This window comes from Pseudomonas sp. 5.2 (assembly GCF_059025405.1).
Window position 1 is genome coordinate 70,005 of record NZ_JBYBHH010000015.1, and the last position, 14,651, is coordinate 84,655.

General features: G+C 63.1%; 13 protein-coding genes. 2 read left to right on the plus strand and 11 right to left on the minus strand.

Translation table 11 applies throughout. From position 1 onward, the window contains the following. Position 1: 1 nt before the first annotated feature. Positions 2-160, minus strand: a complete 159-nt coding sequence (locus AC5PZ0_RS21370) for a YqaE/Pmp3 family membrane protein (protein WP_007904205.1) — start codon at positions 158-160, stop codon at positions 2-4. Positions 161-617: 457 nt separating this feature from the next. Continuing rightward, positions 618-1,898, minus strand: coding sequence for an aspartate aminotransferase family protein (locus AC5PZ0_RS21375; protein ID WP_493855695.1), 1,281 nt, complete (start codon positions 1,896-1,898; stop codon positions 618-620). Between the two features lie 211 nt (positions 1,899-2,109). On the opposite strand from AC5PZ0_RS21375, the gene AC5PZ0_RS21380 reads away from it, so the two are divergent. After that, positions 2,110-3,033: a LysR family transcriptional regulator gene (locus AC5PZ0_RS21380; protein ID WP_085274061.1), complete on the plus strand. Its 924-nt coding sequence runs from the start codon at positions 2,110-2,112 to the stop codon at positions 3,031-3,033. Between the two features lie 280 nt (positions 3,034-3,313). Here the strand turns inward: AC5PZ0_RS21380 and AC5PZ0_RS21385 are convergent, their stop codons facing one another. The 9 genes from AC5PZ0_RS21385 to bioB form a co-directional block, all read right to left on the minus strand. Continuing rightward, positions 3,314-5,092: an acyl-CoA dehydrogenase C-terminal domain-containing protein gene (locus AC5PZ0_RS21385; protein ID WP_493855696.1), complete on the minus strand. Its 1,779-nt coding sequence runs from the start codon at positions 5,090-5,092 to the stop codon at positions 3,314-3,316. 123 nt (positions 5,093-5,215) lie between these two features. Then, on the minus strand, positions 5,216-6,499 hold the full coding sequence (locus tag AC5PZ0_RS21390) for a GGDEF domain-containing protein (protein ID WP_265968338.1): 1,284 nt from the start codon (positions 6,497-6,499) through the stop codon (positions 5,216-5,218). A gap of 261 nt (positions 6,500-6,760) precedes the next feature. After that, positions 6,761-8,566 carry a phenylacyl-CoA dehydrogenase gene (locus AC5PZ0_RS21395; RefSeq protein ID WP_027594354.1) on the minus strand — a complete coding sequence of 602 codons (1,806 nt, stop codon included), beginning with the start codon at positions 8,564-8,566 and terminating at the stop codon, positions 6,761-6,763. Positions 8,567-8,931: 365 nt separating this feature from the next. Continuing rightward, positions 8,932-9,228, minus strand: a complete 297-nt coding sequence (locus AC5PZ0_RS21400) for a pyrroloquinoline quinone biosynthesis protein PqqE (RefSeq protein WP_099428155.1) — start codon at positions 9,226-9,228, stop codon at positions 8,932-8,934. A 112-nt stretch (positions 9,229-9,340) separates the two neighbouring features. Next, the gene (gene bioD / locus AC5PZ0_RS21405) at positions 9,341-10,021 is read right to left on the minus strand and encodes a dethiobiotin synthase (protein ID WP_493855697.1); all 681 of its coding nucleotides are present in this window, start codon (positions 10,019-10,021) and stop codon (positions 9,341-9,343) included. Between the two features lie 10 nt (positions 10,022-10,031). Continuing rightward, the gene (gene bioC, locus AC5PZ0_RS21410; protein WP_085274059.1) at positions 10,032-10,850 is read right to left on the minus strand and encodes a malonyl-ACP O-methyltransferase BioC; all 819 of its coding nucleotides are present in this window, start codon (positions 10,848-10,850) and stop codon (positions 10,032-10,034) included. Then, positions 10,843-11,574: an alpha/beta fold hydrolase gene (locus AC5PZ0_RS21415; RefSeq protein WP_099428153.1), complete on the minus strand. Its 732-nt coding sequence runs from the start codon at positions 11,572-11,574 to the stop codon at positions 10,843-10,845. The genes bioC and AC5PZ0_RS21415 overlap by 8 nt, the downstream gene beginning before the upstream one ends. Further along, complete coding sequence (bioF, locus tag AC5PZ0_RS21420) at positions 11,567-12,739, minus strand: 8-amino-7-oxononanoate synthase (RefSeq protein WP_493855698.1); 1,173 nt, start codon at positions 12,737-12,739, stop codon at positions 11,567-11,569. Before bioF ends, AC5PZ0_RS21415 begins: the two co-directional genes overlap by 8 nt. A gap of 1 nt (position 12,740) precedes the next feature. Then, positions 12,741-13,799 carry a biotin synthase BioB gene (gene bioB / locus AC5PZ0_RS21425; protein ID WP_027594348.1) on the minus strand — a complete coding sequence of 353 codons (1,059 nt, stop codon included), beginning with the start codon at positions 13,797-13,799 and terminating at the stop codon, positions 12,741-12,743. 89 nt (positions 13,800-13,888) lie between these two features. Here bioB and AC5PZ0_RS21430 point away from each other — a divergent pair, with 89 nt between their 5' ends. After that, entirely contained in the window at positions 13,889-14,626 is a 738-nt protein-coding gene (locus tag AC5PZ0_RS21430) for a double zinc ribbon domain-containing protein (RefSeq protein ID WP_493855718.1), read from the plus strand. The last annotated feature ends 25 nt before the right edge of the window (positions 14,627-14,651 follow it).

Below are 14,651 nucleotides of genomic sequence, written 5' to 3' on the forward strand. Positions count from 1 at the left end.
CTTAGCGCTTGGCGATGATATACACCGCGTGCACGATCCCCGGAATGTACCCACACAGCGTCAGCAGAATATTCAGCCAGAACGCCCCGGCAAAGCCCACCTGCAGAAATACCCCAAGCGGCGGCAGCAAGATGGCGATGATGATGCGAATGAAGTCCATGCACGTCTCTCCTGAAGGGTTACAACAGAGACTAGCCGCGCGTCGTAGAGGTTCCACGTTGGGCGCCAGGTAAAAAGGTAAAGATAGGGTGAAGGCTGCCAAGTGCTTGTCTTGGTTTTTGAGGTGGTGCGCAAATCGAGCGCCGCCCGCGCGGCGCTTCGCAGCACAAGGCTGCTCCATCTGTTTCGGGCCAGTTACGCCTGTACCTACGCGCGCGACCGCCTTGTTTGTTCCGCACGATATCGAGGTGGACGCCAAAGGGCCGCGCGCCTCTGCCTCAGGACTCATTGGCCGGAAACAGATGGAGCAGCCTTGTGCTGCGAAGCGCCGCGCGGGCGGCGCTCGATCTTCCAGGCGCAGAAGATCCAGCGACAAGCACCCCAAAAAAAACGCCCCGGGCCAAATGAAACAGGCCAGGGGCGATGCGCAGGAACGCCAGACGGTTCGTTGAATTCGGTTACGCCGGCATTTCGCGGCGGGCTTGCTGCTGTGCATGCAGGCGGGCAAAGGCGCGGGCCAGGCGCAGGAGCATTTCGTCGATGTTGCCCTTGCTCACGGTAAGCGCCGGCGAGAAACGCACCACATCCGCCTGCGGAGCATTGAGCAGCAGGCCTTCATGCAGGGCGGCCGTTACCAGGTCCTGGGCGACACCTTCGTGCAGTTGCAGGGCCCACAGCAGCCCCTGGCCACGCACCTCGCCCTGGCCATAACGGCCAGCCAGGCGGCTCAGGCCTTCGCGCAGGTGGCGGCCGCTGTCCTGCACATGCTCGAAAAAGCCAGGCTCCAGCACGCTGTCCAGCACTGCCAGGCCTGCGGCGCTCATCAGCGCGTTGCCATGGTGGCTGCCTTCCAGCTCACCCGGCTCGGCGCAGCAAGCGGTGCCGCGTGCCAGCAAGGCGGCCAGCGGTACCCCACCGCCCAAGCCCTTGCCCAGGGTGATGATGTCGGCGCGTACCCCGTAAATCTGCTCGGCGAGCAGCGCACCACACCGGCCGATACCGGTCTGGACTTCATCCAGAATCAGCAGGATGCCCAGCTCGCGGCACAGCGTTTCGACGCCTTTGAGGTACGCCTGTGTGGCGGGAATGACCCCCGCCTCGCCCTGGATCGGCTCAAGCATGATCGCCACGGTGCGCGAGTTCACTTCCGCATGCAGTGCCGCCAGGTCATTGAAAGGCACCTTGCTGAAGCCCGGCAGCCCAGGCTCGCAGCGATTGCACGGCAGCGGGTCGGAGGCTGACAGCGCGCCCAGGCTGCGGCCGTGGCAAGCCTGGCTGGCGGTGATGATGTGATAGGCGCCATTGCGGTGCAGCTGGCCCCATTTGCGCGCCAGCTTGATCGCCCCTTCGCACGCTTCGGCGCCGCTGTTCAGCAGGTAGGCCTGGTCGCTGCCGGTGCTCTGGCACAGGCGGTTGACCAGCGCCAGCCGGCCGCGGCTGTGAAACCCCGACCCCGGGTTGATCAGCGCCTGGGCCTGATTGCCCAGCGCCTTGATCAGTACGCTGGGGCTGTGGCCGAGGCTGTTCACCGCGCCGCCCTGGGTGAAGTCCAAGAAGGCATGCCCTTCGCTGTCCCACAACCACGAGCCCTGGCCGCGCACGAAAACCTGCGGGGCACGTTCGGTACTCGGCATCAGGCGCTCACGGGACAACTGCGGCGCATCCGCCACGGTCACCGGCGCACGCTCGGGCTCAGCGACGGCGGCGGCAGCCGAGCGACGCAGGTTGAACAGGTTCATCAGGGCTCCAACCAATCACGGTAAAGGGCGGCCAATGTGCGGTCTTGATGCCGGCACTTGATATTCAGCCTTGCCTATCAAAAGTGTTTTTCATCCGGGGTAACAATCCGGCTCGATGACCGCTGTAACCCATTGGAATACGGCGATAGACTAGGCGCCACGACGGGTTTCGACCATTTCGTTTTTCCAGCATTTTCGATAAGTGTTACTTATGGATTTCCGCCAACTGCGTTATTTCGTCGCGGTGTACGAAGAAGGCCATGTCGGCCGCGCCGCCGAGCGCCTGTCTTTGTCCCAACCCGCGCTTTCTCAGCAAATCCGCCAACTGGAGCACAGCCTCGACCTGAGCCTGTTCGAGCGCAGCAACAAGCGCCTGCTGCCGACCTTGGCCGCCCACACGCTGTACAACCATGCCCTGCCGCTGCTCGATGGCCTGCAACGGGCCCAGGAGGCCATGCGCAACTTCAAGGGCCAGTCTTTGCGTACCCTGGCCATCGGCGTGCTGCAGACCGTGCGGCCCAGCCTGGTGCCGCAGTTGCTCGAACGCTTGCGCAAGGCCCAGCCGCACCTTGTGGTGCAAATCTACGAGCTGTCGGGGCTGGAAATCGAACGGCGCCTGCTCAATGGCAGCCTGGACATCGGCATCAGTTACCTGCCACCGCGCCAACCCGGGCTGCATGGCCTGTTGCTGTACGAAGATGAACTGCAGTTGGTCATCCCCGACACCCATCCCTTGAAGGACTTCAAGAAGGTGTCGATCCGCCAGGCCGCTGAACTGCCCATGCTGATGCTGGGCGAAGAGTTTCAGATTCGACAGATCTGGCAGGCGCAACTGGCCAGCCAGGGCCGTCGGCCGCAGGTGCAGGCAGAGATGAACAACATGGCGGGGATTCTCGACAGCCTGGCCCATACGGCGCTGGCTACCATCTTGCCGGGGCGGGCCAAGGACGCGGCCGAGGATGACCAGGGGCTGCTGTGGAAGCCATTGAGCGAGCCGCGGGTGCCGCTCAAGGTCGGGCTGGTGTTCCGCGATGCGCAGCGCCAGCAAGCCTCGGTGGAGCTGCTGCGTACGTTACTGGAAGAAGAGACAGACGCGCGCCAGCTGGGGGGCTCGCCTCTGGATGTGCTGGGCTGACAAAACACGCGCACAAAGAAAACCCCGCCGAAGCGGGGTTTTCCAGACTGTTTCCCTGTGACATCCGTATCGCCCCGCCATCCTGGCAGGTGGTCCTTCGTCGTCTTCCTTGATCTGTCCTTTGCGCTTCCTGCGCAACGTCCATGTGGTAAAGATTACCTGTGGATCCAATCTGAGAACAGTGGTGAAAAGTCACCACGTCGTGTAGGAAAAAGCTTACAAAGGGGATTCATTCCCAGACATGCCAATACTGGGGGCCGCTTTGCGGCCCCACAATCTATCAAAACTGCTCAGCGTCCAGCAGGTACAGCGACTCGCTCCCCGCCTTCACCGACGCCACCAGCGAATCTACCCGTGGCAGCAACCGTGCAAAGTAGAACCGCGCCGTACCCAGCTTGCCCGAGTAGAACGCCTCATCCCCCTCACCCGCCTGCGCCGCACGCGCCATCAGCGCCCACATGTAGCCATAGGCCACATAACCAAAGGCATGCAGGTACTCGACCGAGGCCGCGCCAATTTCATTGGGGTTGCCCTTGGCCTGCTCCAGCACCCACTCGGTCAGCCCGTCCAGCTGGTCGAGGTACGCGCCCAGCGGCTTGGCGAACTCGTCCAGCGCGCTGTCGGCACCGGCGATGAAGCGGCGGATCTCGTCCGAGAAGAGCTTGTAGTATGCGCCGCCACTGGCAACCACCTTGCGCCCCATCAGGTCGAGGGCCTGGATGCCGTTGGTGCCTTCGTAGATCTGCGTAATCCGCACATCACGCACCAGTTGCTCCTGGCCCCACTCACGAATGTAGCCATGCCCGCCAAACACCTGCTGGCCGTGCACCGTGCACTCCAGGCCCAGGTCGGTCAGGAAGGCCTTGGCCACCGGCGTCAACAAGGCCACCAGCTCTTCACTGCGCTTGCGCGTGGTGGCGTCTTCGCTGTACTTGGCACTGTCGAGTTGCAGCGCCACGTAGCTCGAGAAGGCGCGCCCGCCTTCGATCAAGGCTTTCATGGTTAGCAGCATGCGCCGCACATCAGGGTGCACGATGATCGGGTCGGCAACCTTGTCCTTGGCGTGTGGGCCGGTCGGGGCACGGCTCTGCAGGCGGTCACGGGCGTACTCAACGGCGTTCTGGTAGGAACGCTCAGCCGATGCCAGGCCCTGAATGCCGACGCCCAGGCGCTCGTAGTTCATCATGGTGAACATGGCCGCCAAGCCCTTGTTGGGCTCACCGACCAGGTAACCGACCGCTTCGTCGAAGTTCATCACACAAGTGGCGGAGGCTTGAATACCCATCTTGTGTTCGATCGAGCCGCAAGTGGCCGGGTTGCGCGCGCCCAGGCTGCCGTCTGGGTTGACCAGGAACTTGGGCACCAGGAACAACGAAATGCCTTTCGGCCCGGCGGGCGCGTCCGGCAGCTTGGCCAGCACCAGGTGGATGATGTTCTCGGTCAGGTCGTGCTCACCACCGGTGATGAAGATCTTGGTGCCACTGACCTTGTAGCTGCCGTCGGCCTGGGGTTCGGCCTTGGTGCGGATGATGCCCAGGTCGGTGCCGGCATGGGGCTCGGTCAGGCACATGGAGCCAGCCCAGACGCCGGCATACATGTTGGGCAGGTACTGTTGCTTGAGCGCTTCACTGGCGTGGGCATTGATCGACAGGCAGGCACCGGCAGTCAGCATCGGGTACAGGCCGAAGGCCAGGCTCGACGCGTTGACCATTTCCTCGACCTGGGCCGAGATAACCTTGGGCATGCCCATGCCGCCGAACAAGGGATCGCCACCAACGCCCACCCAGCCACCTTCGGCGTAGGTGTTGTAGGCCTCGATGAAGCCGGCCGGCGTGCTGACCGCGCCGTTGTCCCAGTGGCAGCCCTCTTCGTCGGCGGCTCGGCTGAGTGGGGCGATGGTCCTGGCCGTCACCTTGCCGGCCTCTTCCAGCACAGCGAGGGCGGTCTCGGCATCCACCACTTCGGCCAGCGCGGGCAACTGCGCCCATTGCTCGGTCACGTTGAAGACTTCATTCAAAACGAAGCGCATGTCGCGCAGGGGCGCTTTATAGTCGGCCATGACAACCTCTCACTAGTAGGGTCGGGGCGGTCTCGGGGAACCGCGACACTGGGTTGCAGGCAGTGTAACCGAACAACTTTTACGAGACATAGGGTCATCAGCTGACCGTATAGTCTTGTTTGGTCACGCCATGCGGACCGCCCCACGCTGCGATTGTTGCCCATGCACCATGACACAATTGCGCCCGGCCTCTTTGGCGCTGTACAGCGCCTGGTCGGCCGACTTGAGCACCGCCTCCGGGTTGCGATGATCGGCCTGGCGCTCGGCCACACCGATGCTGATGGTCACCGACACCGTACCCGCGCCGCTGCCTGCACGGCGCTGGCGCCCAGCCGAGTCGTCCTGCGGTCGGCTGTTCTGGTCGCGCAGCTGCATCGCATAGTTAGCAATCACCCCGCGCACAGCTTCCACATGCGGCACGCATTCTTCAGCCGTCTTGCCCGCAAAGACCAGGGCGAATTCCTCGCCACCATAACGGTAGGCGCGGCCGCCACCGGTGACCTTGGACAACCGGCTGGCAACCAGGCGCAACACCTGGTCGCCGACATCGTGGCCGTGGGTATCGTTGAATTTCTTGAAGTGGTCGACGTCGGTCATGGCGATCACATAGTTGCGCCCCAGCCGCTGCATGCGCTCGTTCAAAGCACGGCGCCCCGGCAAGCCCGTCAGCTCGTCGCGGAAGGCCATCTGATAGGCCTCGTGCGCCACGGCCGCGGCAATCATCAACATCACCTGGCTGCACATGATGTTCAGGGTAAACGGCAGGATGAACGTCTGCGGCAGCATCCAGAACAGGCCGATCAGGCCAATGACCTGCGCCGCATGCAACGGCCTGGGCGCACGCAGGTACTGCACCACCAGCAGGATGAACACGCCGAGGAACAGCGGGTAGACCATCTGGATCAAGCTCATCCACTGGCCATGCAAGGCCGGCCAGCGGATCTCCGCCAGCCAGGCCAGCAGCGCATCGGGGTAGCTTTGCTCCAGTGCCACCGCAACGCTGGCAACAGCGAACAACACTGCGAAGCGGGCGACCAGGTCCTGCAGCAGGTGGGTGCGCTCCTGCCAGGCGCCATACAGCCCGAACAGGGCCGGCAGCAGCAGGCACACCAAGTGGAAGATGACCGCGGCGTCCGCACGCACGTGGCCGTTGTCGCGGTAGAAGTCGGTCTGGGTGTCGAGCAGGAAGTAGGCGATGTACACCGTCACCATCAGAAACAGCTCACGCTGGCGTCGGTAGACGGCGCAGTAGGCACCGCCCAATAGCAGTACCAAGGTGGGCAAGACATTGAACAGCGATGTGAAAAAGACACTGAGGTCTCTTACGTAAGCCGCCGCAAGGCCTGCCAGCAAGAGAAACAGCGAAGGCAGGAAGTGGGTTACGCGTACAGCATCAAGACGAAACAAGGGTAATCTCCAACCCGGCAGATCAATAGTGGCATTGTGCCCTTATTTCATCGGCAGCGCGCGTGAACAGTTGAATACAGTCTGATGCCGCCCCTGTGTAGGAGCAGCCTTATGCTGCGAAGAGGCCGGTATGACAAACGATTTTCTGTGGCCGTTATGGCCTCTTCGCAGCACAAGGCTGCTCCTACACAGGCATCTGGCTGCAGAATAAAAAAACCCGCCTGCCGGTGAGGGCAGGCGGGTTTTTGTGCACGCGGTGGATCAGTAAGAGAGGCCGAAGTGCTCTTCGTCCATCGCCATCAGGTTCCCAGCACCCGACAGCATGGTCGCCACATGGGTACGGGTGCGCGGCAGGATGCGCTGGAAGTAGAAGCGCGCGGTCTGCAGCTTGGCGGTGTAGAACGCCACTTCTTCAGTACCGGCAGCCAACTTCTCGGCAGCCAGGCGGGCGATGTCGGCCCAGAAGTAAGCCAGGCAGGCGTAACCGGAATACATCAGGTAATCGACCGAAGCGGCACCCACTTCTTCGCGATCCTTCATGGCGGCCATACCCACTTTCATGGTCAGCTCGCCCCATTCCTTGTTGATGGCCGCCAACGGCTCAACGAACTCTTTGACCGCCTCATTGCCTTCCTGCGCCTGGCAGAACTTGTGCACGATCTTGGTAAAGCCCTTCAGCGCTTCGCCTTGGGTCATCAGCACTTTACGGCCAAGCAGGTCCAGCGCCTGGATACCGGTGGTGCCTTCGTACAGCATGGAGATACGGCTGTCGCGCACGTTCTGCTCCATGCCCCACTCGGCGATGAAGCCATGGCCACCGTAGATCTGCACGCCGTGGTTGGCAGCCTCGAAACCGACTTCGGTCATGAAGGCCTTGGCAATCGGGGTCATGAAGGCCAGCAGGGCGTCGGCTTTTTTGCGCTCTTCCTCGTCCTGGCTGTACTTGACGATATCCACCTGTTTGGCGGTGAAGTAGACCATGGCGCGGTTGCCTTCGGCGAAGGCCTTCATGGTCAGCAGCATGCGGCGCACGTCCGGGTGGACGATGATCGGGTCAGCCGCCTTTTCAGGGGCTTTAGGGCCGGTCAGCGAACGCATCTGCAGGCGCTCACGGGCGTATTTCAGGCCACCCTGGAACGCCACTTCGGCGTGGGCCAGGCCTTGCAGCGCGGTGCCCAGGCGAGCAGTGTTCATGAAGGTGAACATGCAGTTCAGGCCTTTGTTGGCCGGGCCGATCAGGTAGCCGGTAGCGCCGTCGAAGTTCATCACGCAGGTGGCGTTACCGTGGATGCCCATCTTGTGCTCGATCGAGCCACAGGTCACCGCGTTGCGCTCACCGATAGCGCCTTCGGCGTTGGGCAGGAACTTGGGCACGATGAATAGCGAGATGCCTTTGGTGCCGGCCGGTGCATCGGGCAGGCGGGCCAGGACGATATGGACGATGTTATCGGCCATGTCGTGCTCACCGGCGGAGATGAAGATCTTGGTACCGGACACTTTGTACGAACCGTCGGCCTGTGGCTCGGCCTTGGTGCGCAGCATGCCCAGGTCGGTACCGCAATGCGGCTCGGTCAGGCACATGGTGCCGGTCCACTCGCCGCTGACCAGCTTGGTCAGGTAGGTGTGCTGTTGCTCTTCGGTGCCGTGCTCGGAAATGGTGTTCATCGCGCCATGGGACAGGCCTGGGTACATGCCCCACGACCAGTTCGACTCACCGACCATCTCGCTCAGGGCCAGGCCCAGCGACTCTGGCAGGCCTTGGCCGCCGTGGGCCACGTCGTGGGCCAGGCTCGGCCAGCCACCTTCGACGAATTGCTCGTAGGCCGCTTTGAAACCGGTCGGCGTCTTCACGCCCGACTCGCTCCAGGTGCAGCCTTCCTGATCGCCAACGCGGTTCAGCGGGGCCAGTACCTGCTCACAGAACTTCGCGCCTTCTTCGAGGATCGCGTCGACCATATCGGGCGTGGCGTCCTGGCAACCCGGCAGGCTCTGATAATGCGCTTCGTAGCCGAGCAGTTCATCGCGAACGAAACGGATATCACGCAAGGGGGCTTTGTAGTCAGGCATTGCGATGAACCTCTGTGATGAGTTCGGGGGTGATCGGAACTGCCGGCAAGGCTTGGCGGCCGTCGATCAAACAGTTGTTTGAAACTTACGTTTAGCGCGAGCGGATGTCAAGAAGGGACGATAGTGCCATTTGCGCCACGAAAAATGGCGTTTACGCCACCCCACGCCTTAAATCAACACAACCCCTTGTAGGAGCAGCCTTGTGCTGCGAAGAGGCCAGCAATAAAAATGAACATTCCCAGGGTGTTTAGCGGCCTCTTCGCAGCACAAGGCTGCTCCTACAGAGGGCGCGCAGGGGCGCAATGAGGCGCAAGGGAAGCCCGCGCCCACAAAGGAAGAGTCGCTAAGTTGAGTGCCGCGAGGGATCAGGCGTAGGTGTCGATGATCCGGCCGAGCATTTCGTCGGATGCCTTGACGACTTTCGCGCCAAGCTCCACTTCATGTTTGCCCAGTGCCAGTTGCACGGTACTGGTGGCCAAGTCCATCTGCTGGCTGCGATCAACAGCGCGCAGACGCTCAGCCTGGAAGTCGCTCGACTGGCTGGTGGCGGTGCGTTCGGCGGTATTGTTGGCGATCTGGCTGGCGGCTTGATCGACGCGGTTCTGGCCGCTTTGGATTGCGCTGAGGCCCGCGTAATAGGCGGAGCTGCCGGTGATTTCCATGTCAGGACTCCATTGACGCTGGATGACGAACAGGCCTCATTAAAGCAGCAGATGGCAGAAAAGGCCCGTTTAAATCGTTAATGGCCCAGTGCCAGTCGATAGGCAGCGGCCGTTAATCCAGCAAATCCAGCTGCAAATGCTCAGCCACCATATCGGCACTCGCCAGCTTCAACTTCGGTACCCGCCCCAGGCAAGGCGCCGGCAAGCGCTCGGCGAGGCTGGCCAGGTTTTCTTCCAGGCGCGATGTGCGCGGTTCGATGATATTCGCCACCCAGCCCGCCAGTTGCAGCCCATCGCGGGCAATCGCTTCGGCGCTGAGCAAGGCATGGCTGATACAGCCCAGGCGCACCCCAACCACCAGGATCACCGGCAGTTGCAGGGCAATGGCCAGGTCAGACAGGTTGGCCTGGCCCGACAGCGGCACACGCCAGCCACCGGCGCCTTCGATCAACGTGAAGTCGGCGTTTTGCTGCAACACGTTGCGCATCGCCACCAGCAGCTCGGGTACACCCAGCGTAACGCCGGCCTCGCGTGCGGCGACATGGGGTGCGATCGCAGGCTCGAAGGCGAATGGGTTGACCTGTTCGTACGGCAATTTGATCGTGCTTTCATCGATCAGCGCCTGTGCGTCGCTGTTGCGCAGCCCCTTTGCGGTTACCGTGCAACCCGACGCCACCGGCTTGGCGCCCAATGTGCTCATGCCCTGCAACCGCGCTGCATGCAGCAGGCCGGCAGCAATCGTGGTCTTGCCGACATCGGTATCGGTACCGGCAATGAAATAGGCCTGGCTCATCTGACTCCCCTTACGCCTGTGGCTTGCGCAACACACCATAGACCACTTGGTAAGTGGCGGGCAGCCCCTGAGGCTGGCGAAATGCCTCGTACGCCTGCAACAAGCCCTGCATGCGGGCACGGCCGGTGAGGCCCGAAGGCCGGCCCGGGTTGATATTGTGCGCGCCAAGCGCCTTCAACTCGTGGGTCAGGCTGCGTACATCGGGGTAGTGCAGCACGTGCGCGCGCTGCTGCAGCGCTACCTGCTCGAAGCCACTGCCCGCGCACAGGCGCTGATAATCGTCAAAGCGGCGGAAGCGGTTGACATGCACCAGGCCATCCACAGCCTGCCAGCTGGCACGCAGCTCATCGAGCGTGCCGACGCACAGGCTGCTGAATGCCAGCACCCCGCCTGGGCGTAACACCCGGCGCGCCTCGTCCAGCACACTGGCGAACTGCCCGCACCATTGCACCGCCAGGCTGGAGAACACCAGATCGACGCTGGCATCGCGCAGCGGCAAGCGCTCGGCATCGCCGGCCACGTGGTACTGCGCGCCGCGCTGTTCGTTGCGGGCATGGCGCAGCATGCCTTCGGCGATATCCACCGCCACGCCACTGGCCTGCGCGAAGCGCTCAGCCAGCACCCGGCTGAAGTGGCCGGTGCCGCTGCCCAGGTCCAGCCAGCGCGACGGTGCCAAGCCCTCTGGCAACTGGCCCAACAGGTTCAGGCCGACGTCGCGCTGCAACGCCGCGACGCTGTCGTAGCTGGCCGCCGCGCGGGAAAACGAGGCCGCCACCTGGCGCTTGTCCGGCAGCGCGCCGGGCAGGGTCGGACGGGAAAGGTCAGTCATCGCCACTCTCATGCAGAAAACTCTTGATACCCGCCGCCAGCTCCTGTGGGTACTCCAGCAAGAACGCGTGGGAACTCTCTTCGACCAGGCCCACTTCCACGTCTGGCAACAGTTCGCTCAGGGCCTTGGCAGCTTCCGCCGGCACCAGTGCGTCGCTGCCGGCAAACAAGTGCAGTTGCGGACCGCCATAGGCCTGCAGTGCCTCGCGGGTATCCAGCTGGGCCAGTACTTCCAGCCCGGTGGCGAGGTACAGCGGGTCGGTATCCGGCACACCGACGCCCAGCTGGCGCAGCAGGGTACGAGGCTGTTGGGCGCCGTCGCTGCACAAGCTGCGGAAACGCTTGAGGGTTACGGAGGTATGGCTGCGGCACCCATCAAGGAAGGTCCCGAAGGTGTCATCGGCCATGCCGTGGGGCCAATCGGCACGGGCCACGAAGCTTGGATTGCTGGCCAAAGTCAGCAGTCCGCAACAGTGGTCGCCGCGCTTGCGCGCAAGTTCGCTGGCGAGCATGCCGCCCAGCGACCAACCGCCCAGCCAGGTATCACTGGGCAACTTGCGGTCAAGGTGGTCGACCCACGCCTGTACATCGGCGTCGGCCAGCTCCGGCAGGGGCATCAGTTCGACCTGCAGTCGGGCATCCTGGGCGCGCAGGCTGGCCGCCAACGGCTCCAGCGCAGCAGTACCCAGGCCCCATCCGGGGAGAAGGATCAGTCGGTTACGCATCGGCGGCCTCCAGCTGTGGATAACACTCGGCCAATGCATTCAACAATAGCTGCACCTGCGCCTCGCTGTGCGCGGCGCTCAAGGTAACCCGCAAGCGTGCACTGCCGGCAGGCACGGTGGGCGGGCGAATTGCCGTCACCAGCAAGCCACGTTCGCGCAACATCTGCGAAAGGCGCAGCGCTTGTGCGCTGTCGCCAATCAGGATCGGCTGGATCGGCGTCGGGCTGTCCATCAGCTGCAGGCCGATCTGTTCGGCACCCAGGCGGAACTGGCGAATCAACGCAGCCAGGTGCTCACGGCGCCAGGTTTCGCGGCGCAGCAGCTCCAGGCTCTTGAGTGTCGCGCAGGCAAGCGCCGGGGGTTGGCTAGTGGTGTAGATATAGGGCCGGGCAAACTGCACCAGCGCTTCGATCAACGCTTCGCTGCCGGCGACAAAGGCCCCCGCCGTACCGCAGGCCTTGCCCAGCGTGCCGATCAGCACAGGCACATCATCGAGGCCCAGGCCGAAGTGCTCGACGATACCGCCACCTTGCGCACCCAACGTGCCCAGGCCATGGGCATCATCGACCATCAGCCAGGCGCCGCGGGCGCGGGCAATCTTGGCCAACGCCGGCAAATTGGCAAGGTCGCCATCCATGCTGAACACCCCGTCGGTCACCACCAGGGTATTGCCGACGGCCTTGTCCAGGCGGCTTGCCAGGCTGGCCGGGGCGTTGTGCAGATAGCGGTTGAAACGGGCGCCGCTCAACAGCCCGCCGTCGAGCAAGGACGCGTGGTTAAGGCGGTCCTGCAACACCGTGTCACCCTGCCCCACCAGCGCGGTGATTGCACCCAGGTTGGCCATGTAGCCGGTGGAGAACAACAGCGCGCGCGGGCGCCCAGTGAGTTCTGCCAGGGCCTCCTCGACCTGGTGGTGCGGCGTGCTGTGGCCAACCACCAGGTGCGACGCCCCGCCACCGACACCCCACCGCTCGGCGCCCGCCTGCCACGCAGCGATCACCTCGGGGTGGTTGGCAAGGCCCAGGTAATCATTGCTGCAAAACGCCAACAGCGGCTGGCCATCGACCACCACCTCAGGCCCTTGCGGGCTTTCCAGCAGGGGCCGTTGCCGATACAGGTCTGCGGCGCGCCGTTCGGCCAGGCGCGCCGCCAGGTCAAAGGCCATCTCAGGCCGATGCTGCGTTGTAGAACATCTCGCTGCTGCGCTGTTCGACCAGCGCCTGCTCGATGGCCGCCTGGTGCACTTCATCAGCATGCTCTTCGCGGGCCTCAGGCTTGATGCCGAGGCGGGCGAACAGCTGCATGTCTTTATCAGCCTGCGGGTTGGCGGTGGTCAGCAGTTTTTCGCCATAGAAGATCGAGTTGGCGCCAGCCATGAAGGCCAGTGCCTGCATCTGTTCGTTCATCTGCTCGCGGCCGGCAGACAGGCGCACATGCGACTTGGGCATCAGCAGGCGGGCCACCGCCAGCATGCGGATGAAATCGAACGGGTCGACATCTTCTTCCTCGGCCAGCGGCGTGCCAGCGACCTTGACCAGCATGTTGATCGGCACCGACTCTGGGTGCTCCGGCAGGTTGGCCAACTGGATCAGCAGGCCGGCGCGGTCGTCCAGCGACTCGCCCATGCCGAGGATGCCACCAGAGCAGATCTTCATCCCGGCATCGCGCACATAGGCCAGGGTCTGCAGGCGCTCGCTGTAGGTGCGGGTGGTGATGATGCTGCCGTAGAACTCCGGCGAGGTGTCGAGGTTGTGGTTGTAGTAGTCGAGGCCGGCCTGGGCCAGCGCCTGGGTCTGGTCCTGGTCGAGCTTGCCGAGGGTCATGCAGGTTTCCAGGCCCATGGCCTTCACCCCTTTGACCATCTCCAGCACGTAGGGCATGTCCTTGGCCGACGGGTGCTTCCACGCCGCGCCCATGCAGAAGCGGGTCGAGCCGATGGCTTTGGCGCGGGCGGCTTCTTCCAGCACCTTCTGCACTTCCATCAGCTTCTGTTTTTCCAGCCCGGTGTTGTAGTGGCCGGACTGCGGACAATATTTGCAATCTTCTGGGCAGGCACCGGTCTTGATCGACAGCAGGGTCGAAACCTGAACACGGTTCGGGTCGAAGTGCGCGCGGTGCACGGTCTGCGCCTGGAACAGCAGGTCATTGAACGGTTGCTGAAACAGCGCCTTGACCTCGGCCAAGGTCCAGTCGTGACGTGTTGTTGCAGTTGTGCTGGCGCTCATCGGCGTTTCCTTGTTTAGGCTGTAACTGGCGCCGGGACAGGAAAGCCCGCCAGCGCATCACGGATAGCTCGCATAGTCATGGAAGGCCTATGAACTGTCAACCTTGGATAAAAGCACTGGTTTACAAGTGTACAAATATTAACCATAACTGTTTGCTGTGCGATGAAACTGCCGAACAGCCCTACCCTTTATGCGTCGCATGCGAGCAGGAGCTGCCATGGTTAAGTGAATACTGCCTGCGCTGTGCGCTGCCGCTACCAATGGCCGAGCTTACCTGTGCCCAGTGCAGCCGCCGCGCACCGGCCTTCGATCAGGTCGTCGCGCTTTGGCATTACGGCTTCCCTGCGGATACGCTGATCAGCCGTTTCAAGCACAACCGCCAATGGCCGCTGGGGCTTTTGATGGCCGAAATGTTGAGCCATGGCCTGCAGCATCGCTACGCGGAAGGCTTGGCCAGGCCTGACCTGCTGTTACCTGTACCACTGGCCAGGCGTCGACAGCGCGAGCGCGGTTTCAACCAGGCCGGCATGTTGGCGGGCTGGCTGTCGAAACGCCTGGCAATCAACTTCAACGAGCGTTTGCTGCAGCGCACACGCGACACACCCGCGCAGCAAAGCCTGGATGCCAAGGCGCGTCGGCGCAATCTGCAGCGGGCCTTTGCCCTGACTGAAGAGGGCGCATTCAAGGGCCTGCATGTGGCCGTGGTTGATGACGTGCTAACCACCGGCGCCACCGCACAGGCCATTGCCACACTGCTGCGAGAGGCCGGTGCGCGACGGGTCGATGTGTATTGCCTGGCACGCACGGCAAAACCGGGGCAAGCTTGACGGGTCAGTCTCAGATAGGCGCCAT

Excerpts from the sequence above, each read along its gene's own strand:
- AC5PZ0_RS21370 (WP_007904205.1), bottom strand. The coding sequence starts at position 160 with ATGGACTTCATTCGCATCATCATCGCCATCTTGCTGCCGCCGCTTGGG.
- AC5PZ0_RS21375 (WP_493855695.1), bottom strand. The coding sequence starts at position 1,898 with ATGAACCTGTTCAACCTGCGTCGCTCGGCTGCCGCCGCCGTCGCTGAG.
- AC5PZ0_RS21380 (WP_085274061.1), top strand. The coding sequence starts at position 2,110 with ATGGATTTCCGCCAACTGCGTTATTTCGTCGCGGTGTACGAAGAAGGC.
- AC5PZ0_RS21385 (WP_493855696.1), bottom strand. The coding sequence starts at position 5,092 with ATGGCCGACTATAAAGCGCCCCTGCGCGACATGCGCTTCGTTTTGAAT.
- AC5PZ0_RS21395 (WP_027594354.1), bottom strand. The coding sequence starts at position 8,566 with ATGCCTGACTACAAAGCCCCCTTGCGTGATATCCGTTTCGTTCGCGAT.
- AC5PZ0_RS21400 (WP_099428155.1), bottom strand. The coding sequence starts at position 9,228 with ATGGAAATCACCGGCAGCTCCGCCTATTACGCGGGCCTCAGCGCAATC.
- bioD (WP_493855697.1), bottom strand. The coding sequence starts at position 10,021 with ATGAGCCAGGCCTATTTCATTGCCGGTACCGATACCGATGTCGGCAAG.
- bioC (WP_085274059.1), bottom strand. The coding sequence starts at position 10,850 with ATGACTGACCTTTCCCGTCCGACCCTGCCCGGCGCGCTGCCGGACAAG.
- AC5PZ0_RS21415 (WP_099428153.1), bottom strand. The coding sequence starts at position 11,574 with ATGCGTAACCGACTGATCCTTCTCCCCGGATGGGGCCTGGGTACTGCT.
- bioF (WP_493855698.1), bottom strand. The coding sequence starts at position 12,739 with ATGGCCTTTGACCTGGCGGCGCGCCTGGCCGAACGGCGCGCCGCAGAC.
- bioB (WP_027594348.1), bottom strand. The coding sequence starts at position 13,799 with ATGAGCGCCAGCACAACTGCAACAACACGTCACGACTGGACCTTGGCC.
- AC5PZ0_RS21430 (WP_493855718.1), top strand. The coding sequence starts at position 13,889 with ATGAACTGTCAACCTTGGATAAAAGCACTGGTTTACAAGTGTACAAAT.